This is a genomic window from Nocardia sp. NPDC051570 (genome assembly GCF_044454005.1).
Classification (GTDB): Bacteria; Actinomycetota; Actinomycetes; order Mycobacteriales; family Mycobacteriaceae; genus Nocardia.
The window spans coordinates 134,884-153,567 of record NZ_JBITDI010000018.1; the positions used below are offsets into that span (position 1 = coordinate 134,884).

The window sequence follows — 18,684 nt, forward strand, 5'->3', positions numbered from 1 at the left end:
TCTCACTCCTGTCGTCGTCCGCTGGCGAGGCGGGTGATGACCAGTGCGACGAGGATCAGCGCACCGTTGATGAACTTCAGCGAATCGGCGCTCACACCGCCGTAGGACAGCAGCTTCTGGATCAGCGTGAGAATCAGGATGCCGAAGAACGCGCCCACCACCGAGCCGCGGCCGCCGTTGAGCGCGACGCCGCCGATCACGCAGGCGGCGAAGACGTTGAAGATCATGCCGTCGCCCTGGCTGACCTGCACGCTGGCGAATTGGCCGGAGTAGATGAGCCCGCCGACCGCGGCCAGCCCGCCCGCGATGATCAGCACCGCGATCACGACGCGGTCGGTGCGGATTCCGGCCGCACGCGCGGCGGCCTCGTTGCCGCCCACCGCGTACAGCGCCCGCCCCGCGGTGGTGTACTGCAGAATCAGATAGCCGATCACGAACAGCGCCAGGCAGATCACGATGTTCACCGGAACGCCGAATATCCGTGCGTTGCCGAGCCATTCGACCGAATCCGGGATCTTCGTCAGGGTGAAGCCGGAGGTGAGGAAGGTGAGCAGGCCGCGCAGCGCGATCAGCATCGCCAGCGTCACGATGAAGCCGTTGAGCCCGAACCGCACGATCAGCACCCCGTTGACCGCGCCGACCGCGAGCCCGACCAGCAGCGCGATCGGGATCGTCATCCACGGCGAGGCCCAGGTGTAGGCGCCGACCTTCGCGGTCCCCATGGTCGCCCAGATGGCCACGCCGGGTGCCAGCCCGAAGGTCGATTCCAGCGACAGATCCATCCGCCCGACCACCAGCACCAACACCTCCGCCAGCACGATCAGCGAGATGCCGCTCATGGTGGTGAGCACATTGGTGAGATTGCTGGGGGAGACGAAGTTGTCGTTGATGAAGTAGCCGACCACCAGCACCAGCAGAATGGGCGACACCAGCAGGAAGTCGCGGAACGCGCTCCAGCGCAGGCGATATGGCGTGCCGGTCACAGCATTCCCTCCATGGCGGCGACGAGTTCGCGGTCGTCCCAGCCCTTGTCGAACGTGGCCGTCCCGGTCCCCTGCACGAGGACCAGCACCCGGTCGCAGTCGCGCAGATCGTCGAGTTCGTCGGAGGCGACCAGGACGGCCGTGCCGCGATCGGCGGTGTCGCGCACGGCCTCTCGCAGCGTCTGCTTGGACCGCACGTCGACGCCCGCGGTCGGGGCGATCAGCACCAGCACCGCCGGATCGGTGGCCAGGGCGCGAGCGAACACGACCTTCTGCTGATTGCCGCCGGACAGTTCGGCCACGGCCTGGCCGGGCCCGTCGGTCTTGATGCCGAGTTCGTCGATGGCCTTGCGGGCCAGGGCGTCTCGGGTGGATCGCACGATCACGCCGAACCGGCCCAGTCTGCGCGGGACGGTCAGGGTGGCATTGTCGGCCACGCTCATCTCCGGCACCAGGCCCTCGTCATGACGGTCGCGCGGCACGAAGCCGATTCCGGCGTCGCGCCCGGCACGAACACCACGGCGGCGCAAGGGAACTCCGGACACCTCGACGGAGCCGCCGACGGCCCGGCGCAATCCGACGATCGTCTCGGCCACCTCGTTCCGGCCGCTGCTGCCGCCCCCGGCCAGCCCGACGATCTCACCGCGGCCCACCTCGAAGGTGATGTCGTCGAACTCACCCGGCCGGGTCAGTCCCCGCACCCGCAGCGCGGGCGCGTCACCGCGTGGTGGCGACCGCCGGGGCGCCGCGGCCTCGAGGCTGATCGCATCGCCGGTCATCGCCGCGATCAGCTCCGGTGTGCCGAGTTCCACGGCGGGGGCGGTGAGTATATGCCGGGCGTCCCGGAAAACCGTGATATCGGAACAGATTTCGTAGGTCTCGTCCAGATGATGGGAGATGTAGAGGAAGGTGACGCCGTGCTCCTGCAGATCGCGGATGCGCGCGAACAGCCGGGCGATGGCCGCGCCGTCCAGCTGGGCGGTGGGTTCGTCGAGGATGATGAACCGGGCGCCGTGCGACAGCGCCCGCGCGATCTCCACCAGCTGCCGATGCTCCACCGACAACTCCCGTGCCGGGGTCTCGACATCGACCGGCACCGACCAGGTGTCGAGCAGTTCGCGGGCGCGGGCGCGCAGGGCGCGCCAGCTCACCACGGGACGGCCCAGGCCCTGGCGGTTGACGAACAGATTCTCCGCCACCGACAGATCCGGGATGATCGTCGAATGCTGATAGACGCAGGCGACTCTGGCTCGCCACGCGTCGCGGTCGGCCGGTGCGGGCGCGGGGCTGCCCTGGAAGCGCACCAGGCCCTCGTCCGGCGCGGTGAGGCCGGTCAGGATCGACACCAGCGTCGACTTCCCCGCGCCGTTGCGCCCGACCAGTGCGTGCGTTCGCCCGGCTTCCACACGCAGGTCGACGCGGTTCAGGGCCACGGTGCGCCCGAAGCGTTTGGACACCCCGATCGCCTCGGCCACCGGTTCGGGACCCGAAACCTGCTGGGCGAGCGTCATTTCCGTCCCCACAGCCCCGGATCGGTCGTCGCGACCGTGGCCATGTCGCCGACCTTGCCGCCGGTGCGGGTGACCACCGGTGCGGGCAGCTGATCCTCGAGCATGCCGCCGACGCCGGTGTCGATGATCGTCGAGCCGTGGTCGGTCAGGCCCGGCGCGAAGGTGCGGCCCTCGGTGGCGGCCTTGGCGTAGGTCACCGCGTATTGGGCGTAGAGATCGGCGGGCTGGGAGACCGTGGCGTCGATATCCCCGGCGTCGATGGCGTCGAGTTCGGCCTTGATGCCGTCGTTGGACACGATCGTGATGTGGCCCGGCTGACCGGTTTTCACCAGTTTGCCGCTGCGCCGCAGCAGGGCCAGGGTCGACTGCAGGAACACCCCGCCCGCCTGCATGTAGAGGCCGTTGATATCCGGATCGGTGAGCAGCTTGTCCTGCAGGCCCGAGACCGCCCGGTCGCCCTGCCAGTCGGTGGGGATCTCGATGACCTTGATACCGGGATACCTCGAGCGCATGCAGTCGGCGAACGCCTCGGATCGGTCGCGGCCGTTGATCGAGGCGAGGTCGCCCTGGAACTCGACGACCTTGCCGCTGCCGTGCAGGGTTTCACCGAGATAGGTGCACGACTTGGTGCCGTAGGCGCGGTTGTCGGCGCGCACGACCATATACGCGCCGCCGCTGTCGGGCCGGGTGTCGACGGTGACGACCGGCACCTTGCGGGCGGCCGCGGCGGCGATCGCGGGTTTCACCGCGGCGGTGTCCTGCGGCGCCAGGATGAGCGCCCTCACATTCTTCGACAGCAGCGTGTCCACATTCGAGCGCAGCCGGTTGGAATCGTTGTCGGAGGAGGTGTTCTCGAGTCTCACCCCGGCCGCCGCGGCCTTCGGGCCCAGATATCCGGCGTAGGCGCTCCAGAAATCGGAATCCGAGCGCGGCTGATCCGCGCCGACGAGTACGCCGTCGGCCGCGCCGTTGCCGACGTTCGCCGCGGGCCCGGCGGGGGTGTCGACCTTCTCGCGGGCACAGCCCGCCGCGACGGTGACGGCCAGGGCGGCGGCCACGGCCGCGCCGATGATCCTGGTGTACATCAGTTCTCGTGCTCCTTACGGGTCCGCCAGGCCGATCCGGTGGGATAGGTGTGATCGCGGAGCGAGGCGGGCAGCATCTCGGCGCTGAAACCCGGTGCGCGCGGGGCCTGATAGCGCCCGTCGACCACCCGCGCGGGATGGCGGAAGTGCTCGTGCAGATGGTCGACGTATTCGATGGCGCGGCCGGACATGGTGGCCGAGACGGCGACGTAGTCGATCATCGCCAGATGCTGCACCAGTTCGCACAGTCCCACGCCGCCCGCATGCGGGATCACCGGAACACCGAACTTGGCCGCCAGCAACAGGATTGCCAGATTCTCGTTGACCCCGCCCACCCGCGCGGCATCGATCTGCACCACATCGACCGCCTCGGCCTGGAGCAGCTGTTTGAACAGGATCCGGTTCTGGCCGTGTTCGCCGGTGGCGATCCGCGCGCCGGTGCGGCGGCGGATCTCGGCGTGGCCCAGGATGTCGTCGGGGCTGGTCGGCTCCTCCACCCAGGCCAGATCCGCCGGGGCCAGCCGCGAAATCCACTGTGCCGCTTCGTCGATGCCCCAGCGCTGATTGGCGTCCACGGCCAATCCGATATCGGGGCCGACGGCGTCGCGGGCGACCTTCAGCCGGCGCAGATCCTCCTCGACATCGCGCCCGACCTTGATCTTGATCGTGCCGAAGCCGTCGGCGACCGCGCGCCGCGCCAGCCGGGCCAGCTTCGCATCGGAGTAGCCCAGCCAGCCGGGTGAGGTGGTGTAGGCGGGATAGCCGGTGGCCAGCAGCCGGTCGGCGCGCTCGCGGCGGCCCGGTTCGGCGCGGCGCAGCAGGGTCAGCGCCTCGTCCGGGGTGAGCGCGTCGGTGAGATAGCGGAAGTCGATCAGGGCCACGATCTGTTCGGGGGTCATCTCGGAGACCAACTGCCACACCGGCTTCGCGGCCACCCGCCCGGCCAGATCCCAGACCGCGTTGACGACCGCGCCGATCGCCATATGCATCACACCCTTCTCCGGGCCCAGCCAGCGCAGCTGCGAATCGTCGGTGAGCGAGCGCGCGAAACCGCCCGGGTCGCCGAGGATTTCGTCGACCGAGCGGCCGACCACCAGCGGCGCCAGGGCGGCGATGGCGACCTGTTGCACCTCGTTGCCGCGGCCGATGGTGAAGGCGAAGCCGTGACCGTGGTGTCCCGCAGGATGATTCGTGCGCAGCACCACATAGGCCGCCGAGTAGTCCGGATCGGGATTCATCGCGTCGGAGCCGTCGAGCTGGGCCGAGGTGGGGAACCGGACATCGAGGGTGTCCAGCGCGGTGATGTGGGCCATGCGCGATCCTCGTTCCGATCGGTGATCTGGATCACGACTATACATCCGATGTCTGCCAAGGCAAGAGGCCGATATCGATGCCAATCTTCAGCAATCACAGGCAAACTCCCCTGACACGACGCGGTGAATGTTAGGTTCGCGATCGGTAAACATCGGAGCGATGCTGGGATGAGTCGATATGTCGGATGGAGCGCTGGCGGGTCTGGCCGCGGTGGTGACCGGGGGCGGGTCGGGGATCGGGAAGGCCGTTGCCGCGGCATTTCTCGCCGCGGGCGCGCGGGTGGCGGTGCTCGATCTCGCGCCCGGTGAGGATGCCGGGATCGTGGGGGTGGTGTGCGATGTGTGTGATGACGAGTCGGTGCGGGCGGCCGTCGCGGCCGTGGCCGAACGCTTCGGCCGGATCGATATCGTGGTCAACAATGCGGGCATCGGCGCCCAAGGCACGATCGAGGACAACTCCGATGCCGAGTGGCTGCGGGTGTTCGAGGTGAATGTGCTGGGCGCGGTGCGGGTTTCGCGCGCGGCGCTGCCGCATCTGCGGCGCTCCCCGGCGGCCTCGATCGTCAACACCTGTTCGATCGCGGCGACCACGGGACTGCCGAATCGGGCGGCCTACAGCGCGAGCAAGGGTGCCGTGCTCGCCCTCACCCGCGCCATGGCCGCCGATCATCTCGCCGAGGGCATCCGGGTCAACTGCGTCAATCCCGGCACCGTCGACACGCCGTGGGTGCAGCGATTGCTTTCCGCCAGCGGCGATCCGGACGCCGAGCTCGCGGCGCTGCGGGCGCGGCAACCGCACGGACGGCTGGTCGACGCGCAGGAGGTGGCCGCGGCGGTGTGTTATCTGGCCGGGCCGCAGTCCTCCTCGACCACCGCGACGATGCTCGAGGTCGACGCGGGCATGCACGCCCTGCGGCTGCGGAGCTGACGGTATGTTCGCTGCCATGGTGAATCGCCGGATGCCCCGACCCCGGGAGCTGGCGCCGCTGGTGCGGTTCGAGCGGCCCTTCCCCGGACGGACGCGCACACTCGCCCGCGCGCAGACGATCTGGGATCTGCGGGAGCTGGCCCGCAAGCGGACGCCGCGGGTGGCGTTCGACTACACCGACGGGGCCGCCGACGCGGAGATCAGTCTGGCGCGGGCCCGGCGGGCGTTCGAGGAGATCGAGTTCCGGCCCTCGATTCTGCGTGATGTCTCCGAGACCGACACCGGCACAACGGTTCTGGGGCGACGGGTGGAACTGCCGTTCGGGATCGCGCCCACCGGATTCACGCGGATGATGCAGGCCGAGGGGGAGATCGCCGGGGCGCGGGCGGCCGAGCGGGCCGGGATCCCGTTCACGCTGTCGACGATGGGGACCACGGCGATCGAAGAGCTCGCCGCCGCAACGGGTTCCGGGGCGCGCAACTGGTTCCAGCTGTACATGTGGAAGGACCGCGACAGGTCGATGGCACTGGTCGAGCGGGCCGTGCGGGCCGGTTTCGACACCCTCGTGGTGACCGTCGACGTACCGGTCGCCGGCGCCCGGCTGCGCGATGCCCGCAACGGGATGACTCTACCGCCCTCGATCACCCTCGGCGGCGCCCTCGACGCGCTGCGTAAACCGCAGTGGTGGTGGAACTTCCTGACCACCGAACCGCTCGCCTTCGCCTCGCTGGACCGCTGGTCGGGCACCGTCGCCGAGCTGCTGGACGCCATGTTCGATCCGACCGTCGGATTCGAGGATCTGGTGTGGGTGCGCGATCAGTGGCCGGGCCGGGTGCTGGTGAAGGGCGTGCAGACCGTGGAGGACGCCATCCGCCTCGCGGGCCTGGGCATGGACGGCATCGTGCTGTCCAATCACGGTGGCCGCCAACTCGATCGGGCGCCGGTCCCACTGCATCTGCTGCCCGCCGTGCGCACCGCGGTCGGCGACGAGCTGGAGATCCACCTCGACACCGGCATCATGCACGGCGCCGATATCGTCGCGGCGCTCGCGCTGGGGGCCCGCTTCACCCTGATCGGCCGGGCGTATCTGTACGGCCTGATGGCCGGGGGCGAGGCGGGGGTGGACCGCGCCATCGGGATCCTGCGCACCCAGCTGACCCGCACGATGAAACTGCTGGGCGTCGCCTCGATCGAGGAACTCGAACCCGCCCACGTGTGCCTGCTCGACCGGCGCTGAGACCGTGCGGCGGTCGAGGGCGAGCCGCTCGACTTCCGGCTCGCGCGAGTGAGTTTCGGATAGTCCCCCAGCCGGGGCTCATGGTCGGATGCCGGGGCGGGCACCCGACCATGACGATCTCAGCCGAGGGGGTACTGCCCCGGCGGGTACGCGCCACCGCCGCCGCCGAATCCGCCGCCCGCGGTGAACAGATCGGAGACGACCTGGAAGAACGACTGCCCGAGCATCAGGAGGTCCGATCCGATCTGGTAGAAGAAGCTGCCGAAGTCATTGAACATCGCTCGTTCCTTCCTACGCCCGGTGATTGCCTCTCTCAGGTTCCCATATCGCACCCGGTCGAGGTGGGCTATCGCATTGAACCACTTGGGATTTCGTGGCAATTGTCCTGTTTGGCGGGGTCGCGTGCCGCCGGTTTGCGGGAGACGGTGTACTGACCTGTCCGCTTGCGCGATGATGGTGCCTGGCCGGATGGGATATGGAGGGCGCGTCGTGCAATGGTGGCAGTTCGCGTTGCTCGGCGCCGGCGGCGGCATTCTGGTCGAGGCGTTGTCGATCTTCCGATGCCTCGCGATCTGGCAGGCCGATCGGCGGACGGCCACGGGCCGCGTCAAAGGCCATCCGCCCCAGTGGAAGTCGTATGTCGATGCGCCGGCGCACCTCGGGCTGCTCGGCTGCCGCGCCCTGCTCGGGGCGGCGTCCGCGGTGATGTTCGGCGCGACCGGACAGATCAGCGGCGCCTTCGTGGCGGTCGCCCTGGGATTCGCGGCGCCGTCGGTGCTCGCGCAACTGGGTAGCATCCCGCAGGTCGCCGCGGCGGTGAGCGGAGCGGGTACGCCCGCGCTCGGTGTGGTGGAGGCCGAGGGGGAGGCGAGTCGTTCCGGGGTGCGGTCGACGACCGGGTCCCGTGGTGCGTCGGTCAGGGATGTGCGCTGATGTCCGCGCCCTCGTTGGGACGCCGGATGCTGGCCGGATTGCTCGGCGTGCCCGCCGCCGCGCGCGTGCCGAAACCGCCTGCGACCGAGGGGTATTCGGTGGGTAGACGGGTCCTGGCCGGGCTGTTCGGGGTCGAGCTCGCACAGACTCCGGCGTCCGGGATCGCCACTGTCACCGTGCTGCCGGAGCGCGGGCCGGACGAATCCGGCTCGCCGGACATCAATCAGCGGGTACGCGCCCGGCGATTCGGCCATCGGCGACCCGACCGGCAACCGGCCGGTGACTTCGCCGAGCGGCTCGATCACCTCCTCGCGACCGTCCATCCCGCCGGTCGGCCGCCGCGCACCACGGCCGATGTGGCGGTGACCCTGTCCGCGCAGGGGTACCCGGTATCGAGGTCCTACCTCGAGCAGTTGCTCACCGGGCGTGCGCCGATGCCCTCGGCCGAGGTGGTGGCGGCGCTGGCCACGTACTTCATGGTCAAGCCCGACTACTTCTCCGATGACGACTATGCGGCGCGCATCGATCGCGATCTCGAAGTGCTCGGCCGATTCCAGGAGGAGGGTCTGCGCAGGCTGTTCGACCGGGCGGTGACCCTGTCGGAGGGTTCGCAGGACCTCCTGACGGTCATGGCCGAGAGGCTGCGGGTGTCGGAGGGTTTGCCGCCGACTCCGCCGGACGATGTGGGTTTCGACCGAACCCGATGGGGTCGGTAGGGGTGCCTGCGCCCCGATTATGAATGAGCTTGCATCATCATGCATAATCATTTGCAAGCGGTTCGGGCGGTCCGGGGGAGTCGGCGGGCCCGACGCCGCCGCGGACTTTGCACACGAAACATGAGGAGCTACTGACATGGCCGATCGCGTCGTACTCGCCTACTCCGGCGGGTTGGATACCTCCGTCGCCATCAGCTGGATCGGCAAGGAGACCGGGTCGGAGGTCGTCGCCGTCGCGATCGACCTGGGCCAGGGCGGCGAGGATATGAACGTCGTGCGCCAGCGCGCGCTGGACTGCGGTGCGGTCGAGGCGATCGTGGTGGACGCGCGTGACGAGTTCGCCGATGAGTACTGCCTGCCGACCGTGCAGGCCAATGCCCTCTACATGGGCCGTTATCCGCTGGTGTCGGCGATCAGCCGCCCGCTGATCGTCAAGCATCTCGTCGACGCCGCCGAGTATCACGGCGCGTCCACGGTCGCGCACGGCTGCACCGGTAAGGGCAACGATCAGGTCCGCTTCGAGGTCGGCATCGGTGCGCTGGCTCCCGATCTGAACGTGATCGCGCCCGTGCGCGATTACGCCTGGACCCGGGAGAAGGCCATCGCCTTCGCCGAGGAGAACGATCTGCCGATCACGGTCAGCAAGAAGTCGCCGTTCTCCATCGACCAGAACCTCTGGGGCCGCGCGGTGGAGACCGGCTTCCTCGAGGATCTGTGGAATGCCCCGACCAAGGACGTCTACGACTACACCGTCGATCCGACCGTCAACTTCGAGGCACCCGACGAGCTGATCATCACCTTCGACAAGGGCGTTCCGGTCGCCATCGACGGCCGCCCGGTCAGCGTGTTCGAGGCCATCACCGAGCTCAACACCCGCGCGGGTCGCCAGGGCGTGGGTCGCCTGGACATGGTCGAGGACCGGCTCGTCGGCATCAAGAGCCGCGAGATCTACGAGGCCCCGGGCGCGATCGCGCTGATCACTGCGCATCAGGAGCTCGAGGCGGTCACGATCGAGCGGGAGCTGGGCCGCTACAAGCGGCAGGTCGAGCAGCGCTGGGGCGAGCTGGTCTACGACGGCCTGTGGTTCTCTCCGCTCAAGCGCGCGCTGGACTCCTTCGTCCAGAACACCCAGGAGCATGTCTCCGGCGAGGTGCGGATGGTGCTGCACGGCGGCAGCGTCGTGGTCAACGGCCGGCGCAGCGACGAATCGCTCTACGACTTCAACCTGGCCACCTACGACGAGGGCGATACCTTCGACCAGTCGCTGGCCAAGGGCTTCGTGCAGATCCACGGACTGTCGTCCAAGGTCGCCGCGCGCCGGGATCTCAGCAAGAAGTAGTAGCCTGCGGCCGTGCGCAGCGACGACGATAGCTGGGATATCACCGAGAGTGTCGGGGCCACGGCCATCGGCGTGGCAGCCTTGCGGGCGGTGGAATCACGCCGCCCGGATGCGCTGTTCCACGACCCGTACGCGGCCGGACTGGTCGACGCGGCCGGACCGGGCTGGAGCCGGTTGCAGCGCGGCGGGGTGGAGATCGATCCGGAACTCGACCGCAAATACGGGCCGATGGCCGCGTTCATGACCGCGCGCACCGTGTACTTCGACGAGTACTTCGCCGCGGCGATGGCGGCGGGCGTTCGGCAGATCGTGATCCTGGCCTCGGGCCTGGACGCGCGGGCCTATCGGCTCGAATGGCCCTCCGGCACTGTGCTGTTCGAGCTGGATCAGCCGAAGGTGCTGCGGTTCAAGGCGGAGGCGCTCGCCGCGGACCGGCCCCGTGCCGATCGGCGCGAGGTGGCGGTGGACCTGCGCCAGGACTGGCCGAAGGCGCTGCGGGACAAGGGTTTCGACCCGGCGGCGCCGACGGCCTGGCTCGCGGAGGGGCTGCTGCGCTATCTGCCCGGGGACGCGCAGGACCGGCTGCTCGGCGACGTCGCCGCGCTCAGCGCCCCAGGTAGCCGCATCGCGCTGAACATCGGCCGCGGCGAGATGCCCGTGACCACGGAGGGCCCCGCGCCGACCGCGGCGGTGGACGCGGTGCCTCGCAATGTGGAGAGTCTCTGGTATCCGTGGGCGGGTCGCACCGATCCGCGGGACTGGTTCGCCGCGCGCGACTGGGTGGTGTCCGACGGCGATGCCGTCGCCGTGCTGGCCGAACACGGTCGCGCGGTGCGCGATACCGCATTGCCGGAATTGAACCGACACATTCTCATGACCGCAATTCGACCCACAGGAGAGCGATGAACCAGGGCGGCAGCACCAATCAGGGCGCGCTGTGGGGCGGGCGCTTCGCGTCCGGACCGGCCGCGGCGATGGCCGCGCTGAGCAAGTCCACACACTTCGATTGGGTGTTGGCGCCCTACGATATTCGCGCCTCCAAGGCGCACGCGCGCGTGCTGCACAAGGCCGGGCTGCTGTCGGAGAGTGATCTGGCGGAGATGCTGGCGGGCCTGGATCGCCTTGCGGCCGAGGTGGATTCGGGCGCGTTCGGACCCGCGGACTCCGATGAGGACGTGCACGGGGCGCTGGAGCGCGGGCTGATCGAGCGGGTCGGCGCGGAGCTGGGCGGCCGGTTGCGCGCGGGCCGTTCGCGCAACGATCAGGTGGCCACGCTGTTTCGGATGTGGTTGCGCGACGGGGCGCACCGAGTCGCGGCCGGGGTGCTGGACGTGGTGGACGCGCTGGTCGCGCAGGCCGCGGCGCATCCGGACGCGGTGATGCCGGGGAAGACCCATCTGCAGGCGGCGCAGCCGGTGCTGCTGGCCCACCATCTGCTCGCGCACGCGCATCCGCTGCTGCGCGATATCGATCGGCTGCGCGATTTCGACAAGCGCGCGGCCGTATCTCCCTACGGCTCCGGCGCATTGGCCGGATCCTCGCTCGGGCTCGATCCCGAGGCGATCGCCGCCGACCTGGATTTCGATGCGGCCGCGGCCAATTCGATCGACGCCACCTCCGCGCGCGACTTCGCCGCCGAGGCGGCCTTCGTCCTGGCCATGATCGCGGTCGACCTGTCGCGCATGGCCGAGGAGGTGATCCTCTGGAGCACACCGGAATTCGGCTACATCACCCTCGCCGACGCCTGGTCCACCGGCTCGTCGATCATGCCGCAGAAGAAGAATCCGGACGTCTCGGAGCTGACCCGCGGCAAGGCGGGCCGCCTGATCGGTAACCTCACCGGCCTGCTCGCCACGCTGAAGGCGCAGCCCCTGGCCTACAACCGGGATCTGCAGGAGGACAAGGAACCCCTGTTCGACTCGGTCGCCCAGCTCGAACTGCTGCTGCCCGCCATCGCGGGCCTGGTCTCCACCCTCACCTTCCACACCGACCGCATGGCCGAACTGGCCCCTGCGGGCTACACCCTGGCCACCGACATCGCCGAATGGCTTGTCCGCCAGGGCGTCCCGTTCCGCGTCGCCCACGAGGCCGCCGGCGCCTGCGTCCGCACCGCCGAATCCCGCGGCGTAGGCCTGGCCGAGTTGACCGACGAGGAATTCGCCACCATCGACCCCGCCCTCACCCCGAAGGTCCGCGAGGTCCTCACCGTCGAGGGCTCCATCGCTTCACGTAACTCCCGCGGCGGCACCGCGGGCGTCCAGGTGGCCAAACAACTCGACGAAATCCGCCAAGCCACCACCGAGGCCCGCACCCACCTGAACTGATCACCGATTCTTCGGACGTGACGGTTGCCGTCGATATAACGTCCGTGTTATGAATTGGGGAGAGGTGGAACTGGAGCCGGAGGTCGAGAAGTGGTTCGACTCGCTCTGCGGCGACGATCAGGAGACCGTGGTCTTCTACGTCGACCTGTTGGCGGAACGGGGCGTACTCCTGGGCGAGCCGTACACCAGGCAGCTGAGTGGAAAGCTGCGAGAACTACGGTTCTATCTCTCTCGCGACGCGGTCCGAATCACCTACTGGATCGCTTCGGGAAGGCGCATCATCCTGTTGACCGTGTTTCCCAAGCAGCGGATGCGGGAGACCGCCGAGATCGAGCGGGCGATGCGCGTGATGCGACGCTGTATCGATGAAGCTCATACCGTGGAGGAGGAGTGAGATCCATGGGTGAACGTAAGGGCTGGGCCGAGAAGCGTGCCGAGGTGATGCAGCGCCCGGGGGCGGGCGCGGCATATGAGGCTGCCCGGATTCGATTCGAGCTCGGCACTGCCGTGCGGGAGCGCAGGGAACAGTTGGGGCTGACGCAAGCCGAACTTGCCGAGCGGGCCGGTTTGAAACAACCGGCGGTCGCGCGGCTGGAGGCCGGGGGCACGATGCCGACGATTCCCATGCTGGAGCGGATCGCGGAGGCGTTGGAAGTGCGATTGAGCGTCGAATTCCATCCGCTCCGCGACGCGAGTTAGGGCGTGGGCTAGGGGATTTCGGCGAAGGGCGCGGCTGCGTGGGGTGGGGCGGCATAGGGTGGCCGCCATGGCGCGGGTGGCTCGGTGGGTGCTGTGTGGTCTGCTGCTGGTGTCGGTGGGGGCGGGGGTGGGGCGGGCCGATGGCGGTGGGGATGGGGTTGTGTTGTGGGCGGCGCCCGTGACGACTGTGGCGATGGGGGTGCCGATTCCTGTGTCGGCGTGGCAGATTGCGTATGCGACCCAGGATGCGCAGGGGGGTGCGGTGGTGGCAGTGGGGACCCTGTTGGTGCCGCGCGCGCCGTGGGCCGGGCCGGGGGTGCGGCCGTTGCTGTCGTATCAGGAGGCCGAGGATTCCGTGGCCGAGCGGTGTGCGGTGTCGCATACCTTGCGGGACGGGTTCGCCGCGCCGCCGGGGGCGGCGCTCGGGGGTGCGATGGTCATGGCCGAGGCGGCGCTGGCTCGGGGGTGGGCGGTGATCGCGCCGGATTACGAAGGGCCGCGGTCGGAGTTCTTCTCCGGTCCGATGGCCGCACATGCGGTGCTCGACGGTATTCGCGCGGCATTGCGTTTCGCGCCCGCGGGGTTGTCGCCTGATGCGCCCGTGGGGGTGATGGGTTACTCGGGTGGGGCATTCGCCTCCGGGTGGGCCGCCGAACAGCAGGCGCGCTATGCGCCGGAGATCAATCTCGTCGGTGCGGCGCTGGGCGGAGTGCCGGGGGATCTGCGAAAGGTGTTCCGCGACATCGACGGTGGGCCCTATGCCGGATTCCTCGTCGGCGGCCTGATCGGGCTGACGCGGGCATTCCCGGAGGACGGACTGGGGTCGATCCTGAACGACGCGGGTCGACAGGTGGTGGACGCCGACCGGAATCACTGCGTCGGCGAGCTGCTCGCCGGCCATCCCTTCCTCCGGCTGTCCACCCTGACGACCATTCCCGATCCGATCGGCGCCGGGCCGCTGGCACAAACGTTGGCGGATAACAGCCTCGGCGCGGTGACCCCGCGCGCCCCGGTGCTGGAGTACCACGCGAGCGGCGACGAGGTCGTCACCCTCCCGGCCGCCGACACCGTCCTCGATCGCTACTGCGCGGCCGGCGCCACGGTCGCCCGTCTGCGCGAACCCGGCGAACATATGACCGGCGGCGTCACCGCCGTGCCCCGCCTGCTGTCCTATCTCGCCGACCGATTCGCCGGCGTGGCCGCCCCGAACGACTGCTGATACGTCCGAGACCCGAATCCTGGTGCTGGTCAACGGACTGTGCGGGCGGCGGACCACCGATGCGGAGATCAGGCTCCGGTCGTCGAGCCCGGGCGCACGATCATCAGAACCGTGACCGCGACCCAGAGGATGTTGAACAGTCCGGTATAGGCGGCGACGCGGCCGACGGCCTTGGACAGCGCCGGTTCGGCGGGAATGGTTCCGGCGGTGAGATCGGCGAGGATCTTCGCTTGCCCCGGCAGCACGGCCAGGCCCAGCACCGCCGCGGCCACCACGGTCAGCGCGATCGACACCGCGATCCAGGCCTGGGTCAGGATGCCCATGCTGTCGGCGGTGCCGATGCCCAGCACCGGAACGGCCACGCCGACCGCGGCGTACACCCGGCAGATGCGATGCAGCGTCGACAGCGAGGGCGTCTCGCGCACCCCGTCCGCGGCGGCGACGATGTGGCGCACGGCGGGCGCGAATCTGCTCGCCGCCACGGTCACCGGCCCGATCGCGATGATCACCGCGATGACGTGCAGTGAGAGAAGAATTTTCGTCACGGGTCTCCCGATCCTCGATCAGCATGGCGTGCCGGGCCGGTATCGACCCACCCACAGACTTTAAGCCTGACTGCAAGCTAGGCTGAATCGGAGGTGCGTCACCCGGCACCGCCCCCACCGCCCGCCCCCGCCGAAACGAGCCGTTCGATGAGCCCCGATCCCCAGCGACCCACCGGTGGTGAGGCATTGGTCACATCGGTGACGACCCGGCTGATCCTGGCCGGACGTTTCGCCGCCCGTGGCCTGGACGAGGCGCTGTCCGAGCACGGACTGAGCCTGCGCCTGCTCGGCGCCCTCGGCCATCTCGCGCGCAATCCCGAACTGTCCTACAGCGACCTCGCCCGTCGCGCGGGTGTCACCGCGCAGAGCATGCACGCCACGGTCCGCACGCTCGAGGATATGGGCGCGGTCACCAGGCATAACGCGGGCCAGGGTCGCCGCGCGCGCCTCGAGGTCACCGACCACGGCCGCAAGCTGCTGGCCGTCGCCGCCGATGTGACCGCCCGGCTCGACCGCCAACTCCTCGATTCGCTGACCCCCGGGGATCGCACCGGATTGACCACCGCACTCGCCGCCCTGATTCCCGGTCCGCCGCCGCGGATCTAGCTGGTGCGGAGGCGGTTCCGATGGTCCGTCGGGATCGTGTGGTTATCTTGCGGCCATGAGTTTCCTGCTACTCCTGTTGGCCATCGTGTCCGAGGTTTCGGCGACCGTATCGCTGAAGCTGTCGGAGGGATTCAGCAAACTGGTGCCGTCGATCATCGTGGTGATCGGATACGTGGCGGCGTTCGTACTCCTGTCGCAGGCGTTGAAGCGGGGCATGACGATCGGGGTCGCGTACGGGGTGTGGTCGGCCATCGGGGTAGCCGCGGTCGCCGCGATCGGGGCGCTGTTTCTGAACGAGACCCTGACCGCGGTCCAGATGGGCGGCATCGCGCTGGTGATCCTCGGCGTGCTCGCGCTGCAACTCGGTGGCGCGCACTGACTTGCCCGATTCCGCCCCGCGCCCGGCGGGGTGAAACTACCATCGGGCGGGCGGATTGATCATCCGCACAGTCGATGTCGACGGGGTGATCCGTGGTGTTGGAAGCCGAGGGCTTGGTCAAACGCTACGGCGGCGTGGAGGCGTTGCGGGGGGCCAACTTTCGCGTGGACGCCGGTGAGGTGGTCGCGCTGATCGGCGATAACGGTGCGGGCAAATCCACACTGGTGAAATGTCTTTCCGGCGCCGAACAACCCGATGAGGGCCGCATTCTGCTCGACGGCGAACCGGTGCGGATGACCTCGCCGACCGCCGCCCGCAGGATGGGCGTGGAGACCGTGTACCAGGATCTGGCCGTCGCCCCCGATCTGGACCCCGCGGCGAATCTGTTCCTGGGCCGCGAACTGTTCCGCCGCGGTCTGCCCGGACGGCTCGGCATGCTCGACCGCAAGGCCATGAAAACGCAAGCGGCCGAACACTTCCAGCGCCTGGGTGTCACCCTGCCGCGCGCGGATGTGCCGATCGGCGCCCTGTCCGGCGGCCAGCGCCAGACCGTCGCGGTCGCCCGCGCGGTGATGTGGGCGAGCAAGGTGGTGTTCATGGACGAGCCGACCGCGGCCCTGGGCGTGGTGCAGCGCGAGCGGGTGCTCGAGGTGATCGGCCGGGTGCGCGATCAGGGCATCGCGGTCGTGCTCATCAGTCACAACATGCCGGAGGTGCTGGCGGTGGCCGATCGGATCGAGGTGCTGCGGCTCGGGCGGCGGGTGGCGCGGTTCGGCTCCGATGCCACCCTCGAGCAACTGGTCGGCGCCATGACCGGCGCGCTGAATACCGAGGATGTGGTATGAGCACCGAAACCGAGGTCGTCGAGGTCGCCGAACGTAGTCTGTGGCAACGGATCTCGGGCGCGAGCACGCTGTGGATCGGCCTGGTTCTGGTCGTGCTCTACGGCGCCTTCAGCATCCTGCGCCCGCATGCCTTCCCGACTCGATTCACCCTGCAGACCCTGCTGATCGAGACCTCGGTGCTGCTGGTGCTGTCGATCGGCATGACCTTCGTGATCATCACCGCCGGCATCGATCTGTCCGTCGGCATGGTGCTGATCTTCGCCGGTGTGATCGGCTCGAAGCTCATGGAATGGCTCAGTCCCGGCCAGGATGCCACCCATGCCGGATGGGGAATCGTGACGGTCGGGCTGCTGGGTTCGCTTGTCGGCGGGGCGTTCTGGGGGCTGGTGAACGGAATCCTGGTGGCCAAGGCCAGGATTCCGCCGCTGATCGTCACGCTCGGCTCGTTCGGCGCGGCACTGGGCGCGGCGCAGCTGATCACCGGCGGTGTCGATACCCGTACGGTGCCCGAAAACCTGCGCAACTCATTGGGTTTCGGCACGGTGCTGGGCGGGGTCCCCATTCTGGTGCTGGTGGCCGCGGTGGTCACCCTGTTCGGCGCGTGGTTGCTGCACACCACCCGCTTCGGCCGCTACACCTATGCCATCGGCTCCAATGCCGAGGCCGCGCGCCGGGCCGGAATCGGGGTCACCCGGCATCTGGTGCTGGTGTATCTGATGACCGGATTGCTCGCGGGCCTGGCCGGATTCATGAATCTGGCCTACTTCGGCACCACCACGATCGGCGGGCATGGGACCGACAATCTCGATGCCATCGCGGGTGTGGTGATCGGCGGCACCAGCCTGTTCGGCGGTGCGGGTTCGGTGCTGGGCACCGTCATCGGGGTGTTCATCCCCTCGGTGCTGCGCAAGGGTTTCGTCATCGCGGAGGTGCCGGTGTTCTGGCAGCCGATCGCGGTGAGCATTGTGCTCGTGGCGGCGGTGTGGTTCGACCAGATTCGACGGCGGTCGCGAGACCGTAAGTAGCCCAACAGATCTCGAAGGTGAGGCGCACAATGAGGACCGTGACGGTGATGGTCGCCGTGCTGGCGACCGCGACGGCGGTACTGGCCGGATGCGGCGGCAAGGTCGGCAATTCGGGCGGGGTCGACACCAAGCGGATCGTGCTCATACCCGGCGTCGCCAACGAGCCGTTCTACATCTCGATGCAGTGCGGCGCACAGGACGAGGCCCGCAAGCTCGGCTACCAACTCCAGACGCAGGCGCCCACCCAATTCGACGCCTCGCTGCAGACCCCGATCGTCACCGGCGTCATCGCGAACAAGCCCGGCGCGATCCTCATCGCTCCGACCCACGCCACGGCGATGGCCGCCCCGATAAAACAGGCCAAGGATGCGGGCATCAAGGTGATCGAGGTCGACACGGCCCTCGACGACACCTCGATCGCGCTGTCGTCGATCTCCTCTGACAACACCAAGGGCGGTCAGCTGGCGGCGCGGACGCTGGCAAAGCTGGTGGGGGACAAGGGCCCGACGCTGGTGATCAACACCAAGGCGGGCACCTCGACCACCGACCAGCGGGCCCAGGGCTTCGAGGCCGAGTTGAAGAACCATCCGGGCATGAGCTCACTCGGGGTGCAGTACAACAACAACGACGCCGCGCAGGCCGCCTCGATCGTCACCGCGACCCTGGCCGCGCATCCGGATCTGGCCGGAATCTTCGCCACCAACCTCAGCTCCGCCGAGGGCGCGGCGACGGGCCTGCGCAACGCCAACAAGCTCGGCCAGGTGAAACTGGTCGGCTTCGATGCCAGCCCCAAACAGGTCGAGGATCTGAAGGCCGGAACCGTCCAGGCGCTCATCGCCCAGGATCCGGCCACGATCGGTGTGGACGGCGTCGATCAGGCCGTCGCCGCGATCGAGGGCAAACCGGTCACGCGCACCATCCAGACCGACATGATCGCCATCACCCAGGCCGATATGGGCGCCGACTCGAAGTACTTCTACAAGAGCAAGTGCTGACG

General features: G+C 68.8%; 20 protein-coding genes and 1 pseudogene. 15 read left to right on the plus strand and 6 right to left on the minus strand.

The window, feature by feature from the left end:
- Nucleotides 1-2 precede the first annotated feature (2 nt).
- From ACIA76_RS34790 to ACIA76_RS34805, 4 genes are read right to left on the minus strand one after another with little or no spacing between them, the layout of a single operon-like run.
- Nucleotides 3-983 (minus strand): ABC transporter permease, encoded by a 981-nt coding sequence (locus ACIA76_RS34790; protein ID WP_397158170.1) that lies wholly within the window; start codon nt 981-983, stop codon nt 3-5.
- Nucleotides 980-2,494, minus strand: a complete 1,515-nt coding sequence (locus ACIA76_RS34795; RefSeq protein WP_397158172.1) for a sugar ABC transporter ATP-binding protein — start codon at nt 2,492-2,494, stop codon at nt 980-982. The genes ACIA76_RS34790 and ACIA76_RS34795 overlap by 4 nt, the downstream gene beginning before the upstream one ends.
- Entirely contained in the window at nt 2,491-3,579 is a 1,089-nt protein-coding gene (locus ACIA76_RS34800) for a sugar ABC transporter substrate-binding protein (protein WP_397158174.1), read from the minus strand. The genes ACIA76_RS34795 and ACIA76_RS34800 overlap by 4 nt, the downstream gene beginning before the upstream one ends.
- Complete coding sequence (locus tag ACIA76_RS34805; protein ID WP_397158176.1) at nt 3,579-4,892, minus strand: enolase C-terminal domain-like protein; 1,314 nt, start codon at nt 4,890-4,892, stop codon at nt 3,579-3,581. Before ACIA76_RS34805 ends, ACIA76_RS34800 begins: the two co-directional genes overlap by 1 nt.
- A 178-nt stretch (nt 4,893-5,070) precedes the next feature.
- On the opposite strand from ACIA76_RS34805, the gene ACIA76_RS34810 reads away from it, so the two are divergent.
- The gene (locus ACIA76_RS34810) at nt 5,071-5,820 is read left to right on the plus strand and encodes an SDR family NAD(P)-dependent oxidoreductase (protein WP_397158178.1); all 750 of its coding nucleotides are present in this window, start codon (nt 5,071-5,073) and stop codon (nt 5,818-5,820) included.
- A 19-nt stretch (nt 5,821-5,839) separates the two neighbouring features.
- Complete coding sequence (locus ACIA76_RS34815; RefSeq protein ID WP_397158252.1) at nt 5,840-7,057, plus strand: alpha-hydroxy-acid oxidizing protein; 1,218 nt, start codon at nt 5,840-5,842, stop codon at nt 7,055-7,057.
- A gap of 119 nt (nt 7,058-7,176) precedes the next feature.
- Here ACIA76_RS34815 and ACIA76_RS34820 read toward each other — a convergent pair whose 3' ends face one another.
- Nucleotides 7,177-7,335 (minus strand): hypothetical protein, encoded by a 159-nt coding sequence (locus ACIA76_RS34820; protein WP_397158180.1) that lies wholly within the window; start codon nt 7,333-7,335, stop codon nt 7,177-7,179.
- 211 nt (nt 7,336-7,546) lie between these two features.
- On the opposite strand from ACIA76_RS34820, the gene ACIA76_RS34825 reads away from it, so the two are divergent.
- From ACIA76_RS34825 to ACIA76_RS34860, 8 genes and pseudogenes are all read left to right on the plus strand, one after another.
- Nucleotides 7,547-7,990: a hypothetical protein gene (locus ACIA76_RS34825; RefSeq protein ID WP_397158182.1), complete on the plus strand. Its 444-nt coding sequence runs from the start codon at nt 7,547-7,549 to the stop codon at nt 7,988-7,990.
- Nucleotides 7,991-8,271: 281 nt separating this feature from the next.
- A pseudogene (locus ACIA76_RS34830) lies at nt 8,272-8,706 on the plus strand (helix-turn-helix domain-containing protein); the annotation flags it as partial.
- A 136-nt stretch (nt 8,707-8,842) separates the two neighbouring features.
- Nucleotides 8,843-10,045, plus strand: coding sequence for an argininosuccinate synthase (locus ACIA76_RS34835; RefSeq protein ID WP_397158184.1), 1,203 nt, complete (start codon nt 8,843-8,845; stop codon nt 10,043-10,045).
- A 12-nt stretch (nt 10,046-10,057) separates the two neighbouring features.
- Entirely contained in the window at nt 10,058-10,951 is an 894-nt protein-coding gene (locus ACIA76_RS34840; protein ID WP_397158186.1) for an SAM-dependent methyltransferase, read from the plus strand.
- Entirely contained in the window at nt 10,948-12,369 is a 1,422-nt protein-coding gene (gene argH, locus ACIA76_RS34845; protein ID WP_397158188.1) for an argininosuccinate lyase, read from the plus strand. Before ACIA76_RS34840 ends, argH begins: the two co-directional genes overlap by 4 nt.
- Nucleotides 12,370-12,418: 49 nt before the next feature.
- Complete coding sequence (locus ACIA76_RS34850; RefSeq protein ID WP_397158190.1) at nt 12,419-12,763, plus strand: type II toxin-antitoxin system RelE/ParE family toxin; 345 nt, start codon at nt 12,419-12,421, stop codon at nt 12,761-12,763.
- Nucleotides 12,764-12,768: 5 nt separating this feature from the next.
- Complete coding sequence (locus ACIA76_RS34855) at nt 12,769-13,068, plus strand: helix-turn-helix domain-containing protein (protein WP_397158192.1); 300 nt, start codon at nt 12,769-12,771, stop codon at nt 13,066-13,068.
- 67 nt (nt 13,069-13,135) lie between these two features.
- Entirely contained in the window at nt 13,136-14,287 is a 1,152-nt protein-coding gene (locus ACIA76_RS34860) for a lipase family protein (RefSeq protein WP_397158194.1), read from the plus strand.
- Between the two features lie 68 nt (nt 14,288-14,355).
- Here ACIA76_RS34860 and ACIA76_RS34865 read toward each other — a convergent pair whose 3' ends face one another.
- On the minus strand, nt 14,356-14,832 hold the full coding sequence (locus tag ACIA76_RS34865) for a hypothetical protein (protein WP_397158195.1): 477 nt from the start codon (nt 14,830-14,832) through the stop codon (nt 14,356-14,358).
- 147 nt (nt 14,833-14,979) lie between these two features.
- Between ACIA76_RS34865 and ACIA76_RS34870 the strand changes: the two genes are divergently transcribed.
- The 5 genes from ACIA76_RS34870 to ACIA76_RS34890 all read left to right on the plus strand — a co-directional run bounded on the left by ACIA76_RS34870 (nt 14,980) and on the right by ACIA76_RS34890 (nt 18,682).
- Nucleotides 14,980-15,438, plus strand: coding sequence for a MarR family winged helix-turn-helix transcriptional regulator (locus ACIA76_RS34870; protein ID WP_397158197.1), 459 nt, complete (start codon nt 14,980-14,982; stop codon nt 15,436-15,438).
- Nucleotides 15,439-15,493: 55 nt separating this feature from the next.
- Nucleotides 15,494-15,817, plus strand: coding sequence for a DMT family transporter (locus ACIA76_RS34875; RefSeq protein ID WP_397158199.1), 324 nt, complete (start codon nt 15,494-15,496; stop codon nt 15,815-15,817).
- A 92-nt stretch (nt 15,818-15,909) separates the two neighbouring features.
- The gene (locus ACIA76_RS34880) at nt 15,910-16,662 is read left to right on the plus strand and encodes an ATP-binding cassette domain-containing protein (RefSeq protein WP_397158201.1); all 753 of its coding nucleotides are present in this window, start codon (nt 15,910-15,912) and stop codon (nt 16,660-16,662) included.
- Entirely contained in the window at nt 16,659-17,687 is a 1,029-nt protein-coding gene (locus ACIA76_RS34885; protein ID WP_397158203.1) for an ABC transporter permease, read from the plus strand. The genes ACIA76_RS34880 and ACIA76_RS34885 overlap by 4 nt, the downstream gene beginning before the upstream one ends.
- Before the next feature lie 29 nt (nt 17,688-17,716).
- The gene (locus tag ACIA76_RS34890; RefSeq protein WP_397158204.1) at nt 17,717-18,682 is read left to right on the plus strand and encodes an ABC transporter substrate-binding protein; all 966 of its coding nucleotides are present in this window, start codon (nt 17,717-17,719) and stop codon (nt 18,680-18,682) included.
- The last annotated feature ends 2 nt before the right edge of the window (nt 18,683-18,684 follow it).

Excerpts from the sequence above, each read along its gene's own strand:
- ACIA76_RS34795 (WP_397158172.1), bottom strand. The coding sequence starts at position 2,494 with ATGACGCTCGCCCAGCAGGTTTCGGGTCCCGAACCGGTGGCCGAGGCG.
- ACIA76_RS34800 (WP_397158174.1), bottom strand. The coding sequence starts at position 3,579 with ATGTACACCAGGATCATCGGCGCGGCCGTGGCCGCCGCCCTGGCCGTC.
- ACIA76_RS34805 (WP_397158176.1), bottom strand. The coding sequence starts at position 4,892 with ATGGCCCACATCACCGCGCTGGACACCCTCGATGTCCGGTTCCCCACC.
- ACIA76_RS34810 (WP_397158178.1), top strand. The coding sequence starts at position 5,071 with ATGTCGGATGGAGCGCTGGCGGGTCTGGCCGCGGTGGTGACCGGGGGC.
- ACIA76_RS34820 (WP_397158180.1), bottom strand. The coding sequence starts at position 7,335 with ATGTTCAATGACTTCGGCAGCTTCTTCTACCAGATCGGATCGGACCTC.
- ACIA76_RS34835 (WP_397158184.1), top strand. The coding sequence starts at position 8,843 with ATGGCCGATCGCGTCGTACTCGCCTACTCCGGCGGGTTGGATACCTCC.
- argH (WP_397158188.1), top strand. The coding sequence starts at position 10,948 with ATGAACCAGGGCGGCAGCACCAATCAGGGCGCGCTGTGGGGCGGGCGC.
- ACIA76_RS34850 (WP_397158190.1), top strand. The coding sequence starts at position 12,419 with ATGAATTGGGGAGAGGTGGAACTGGAGCCGGAGGTCGAGAAGTGGTTC.
- ACIA76_RS34855 (WP_397158192.1), top strand. The coding sequence starts at position 12,769 with ATGGGTGAACGTAAGGGCTGGGCCGAGAAGCGTGCCGAGGTGATGCAG.
- ACIA76_RS34860 (WP_397158194.1), top strand. The coding sequence starts at position 13,136 with ATGGCGCGGGTGGCTCGGTGGGTGCTGTGTGGTCTGCTGCTGGTGTCG.
- ACIA76_RS34870 (WP_397158197.1), top strand. The coding sequence starts at position 14,980 with ATGAGCCCCGATCCCCAGCGACCCACCGGTGGTGAGGCATTGGTCACA.
- ACIA76_RS34875 (WP_397158199.1), top strand. The coding sequence starts at position 15,494 with ATGAGTTTCCTGCTACTCCTGTTGGCCATCGTGTCCGAGGTTTCGGCG.
- ACIA76_RS34885 (WP_397158203.1), top strand. The coding sequence starts at position 16,659 with ATGAGCACCGAAACCGAGGTCGTCGAGGTCGCCGAACGTAGTCTGTGG.
- ACIA76_RS34890 (WP_397158204.1), top strand. The coding sequence starts at position 17,717 with ATGAGGACCGTGACGGTGATGGTCGCCGTGCTGGCGACCGCGACGGCG.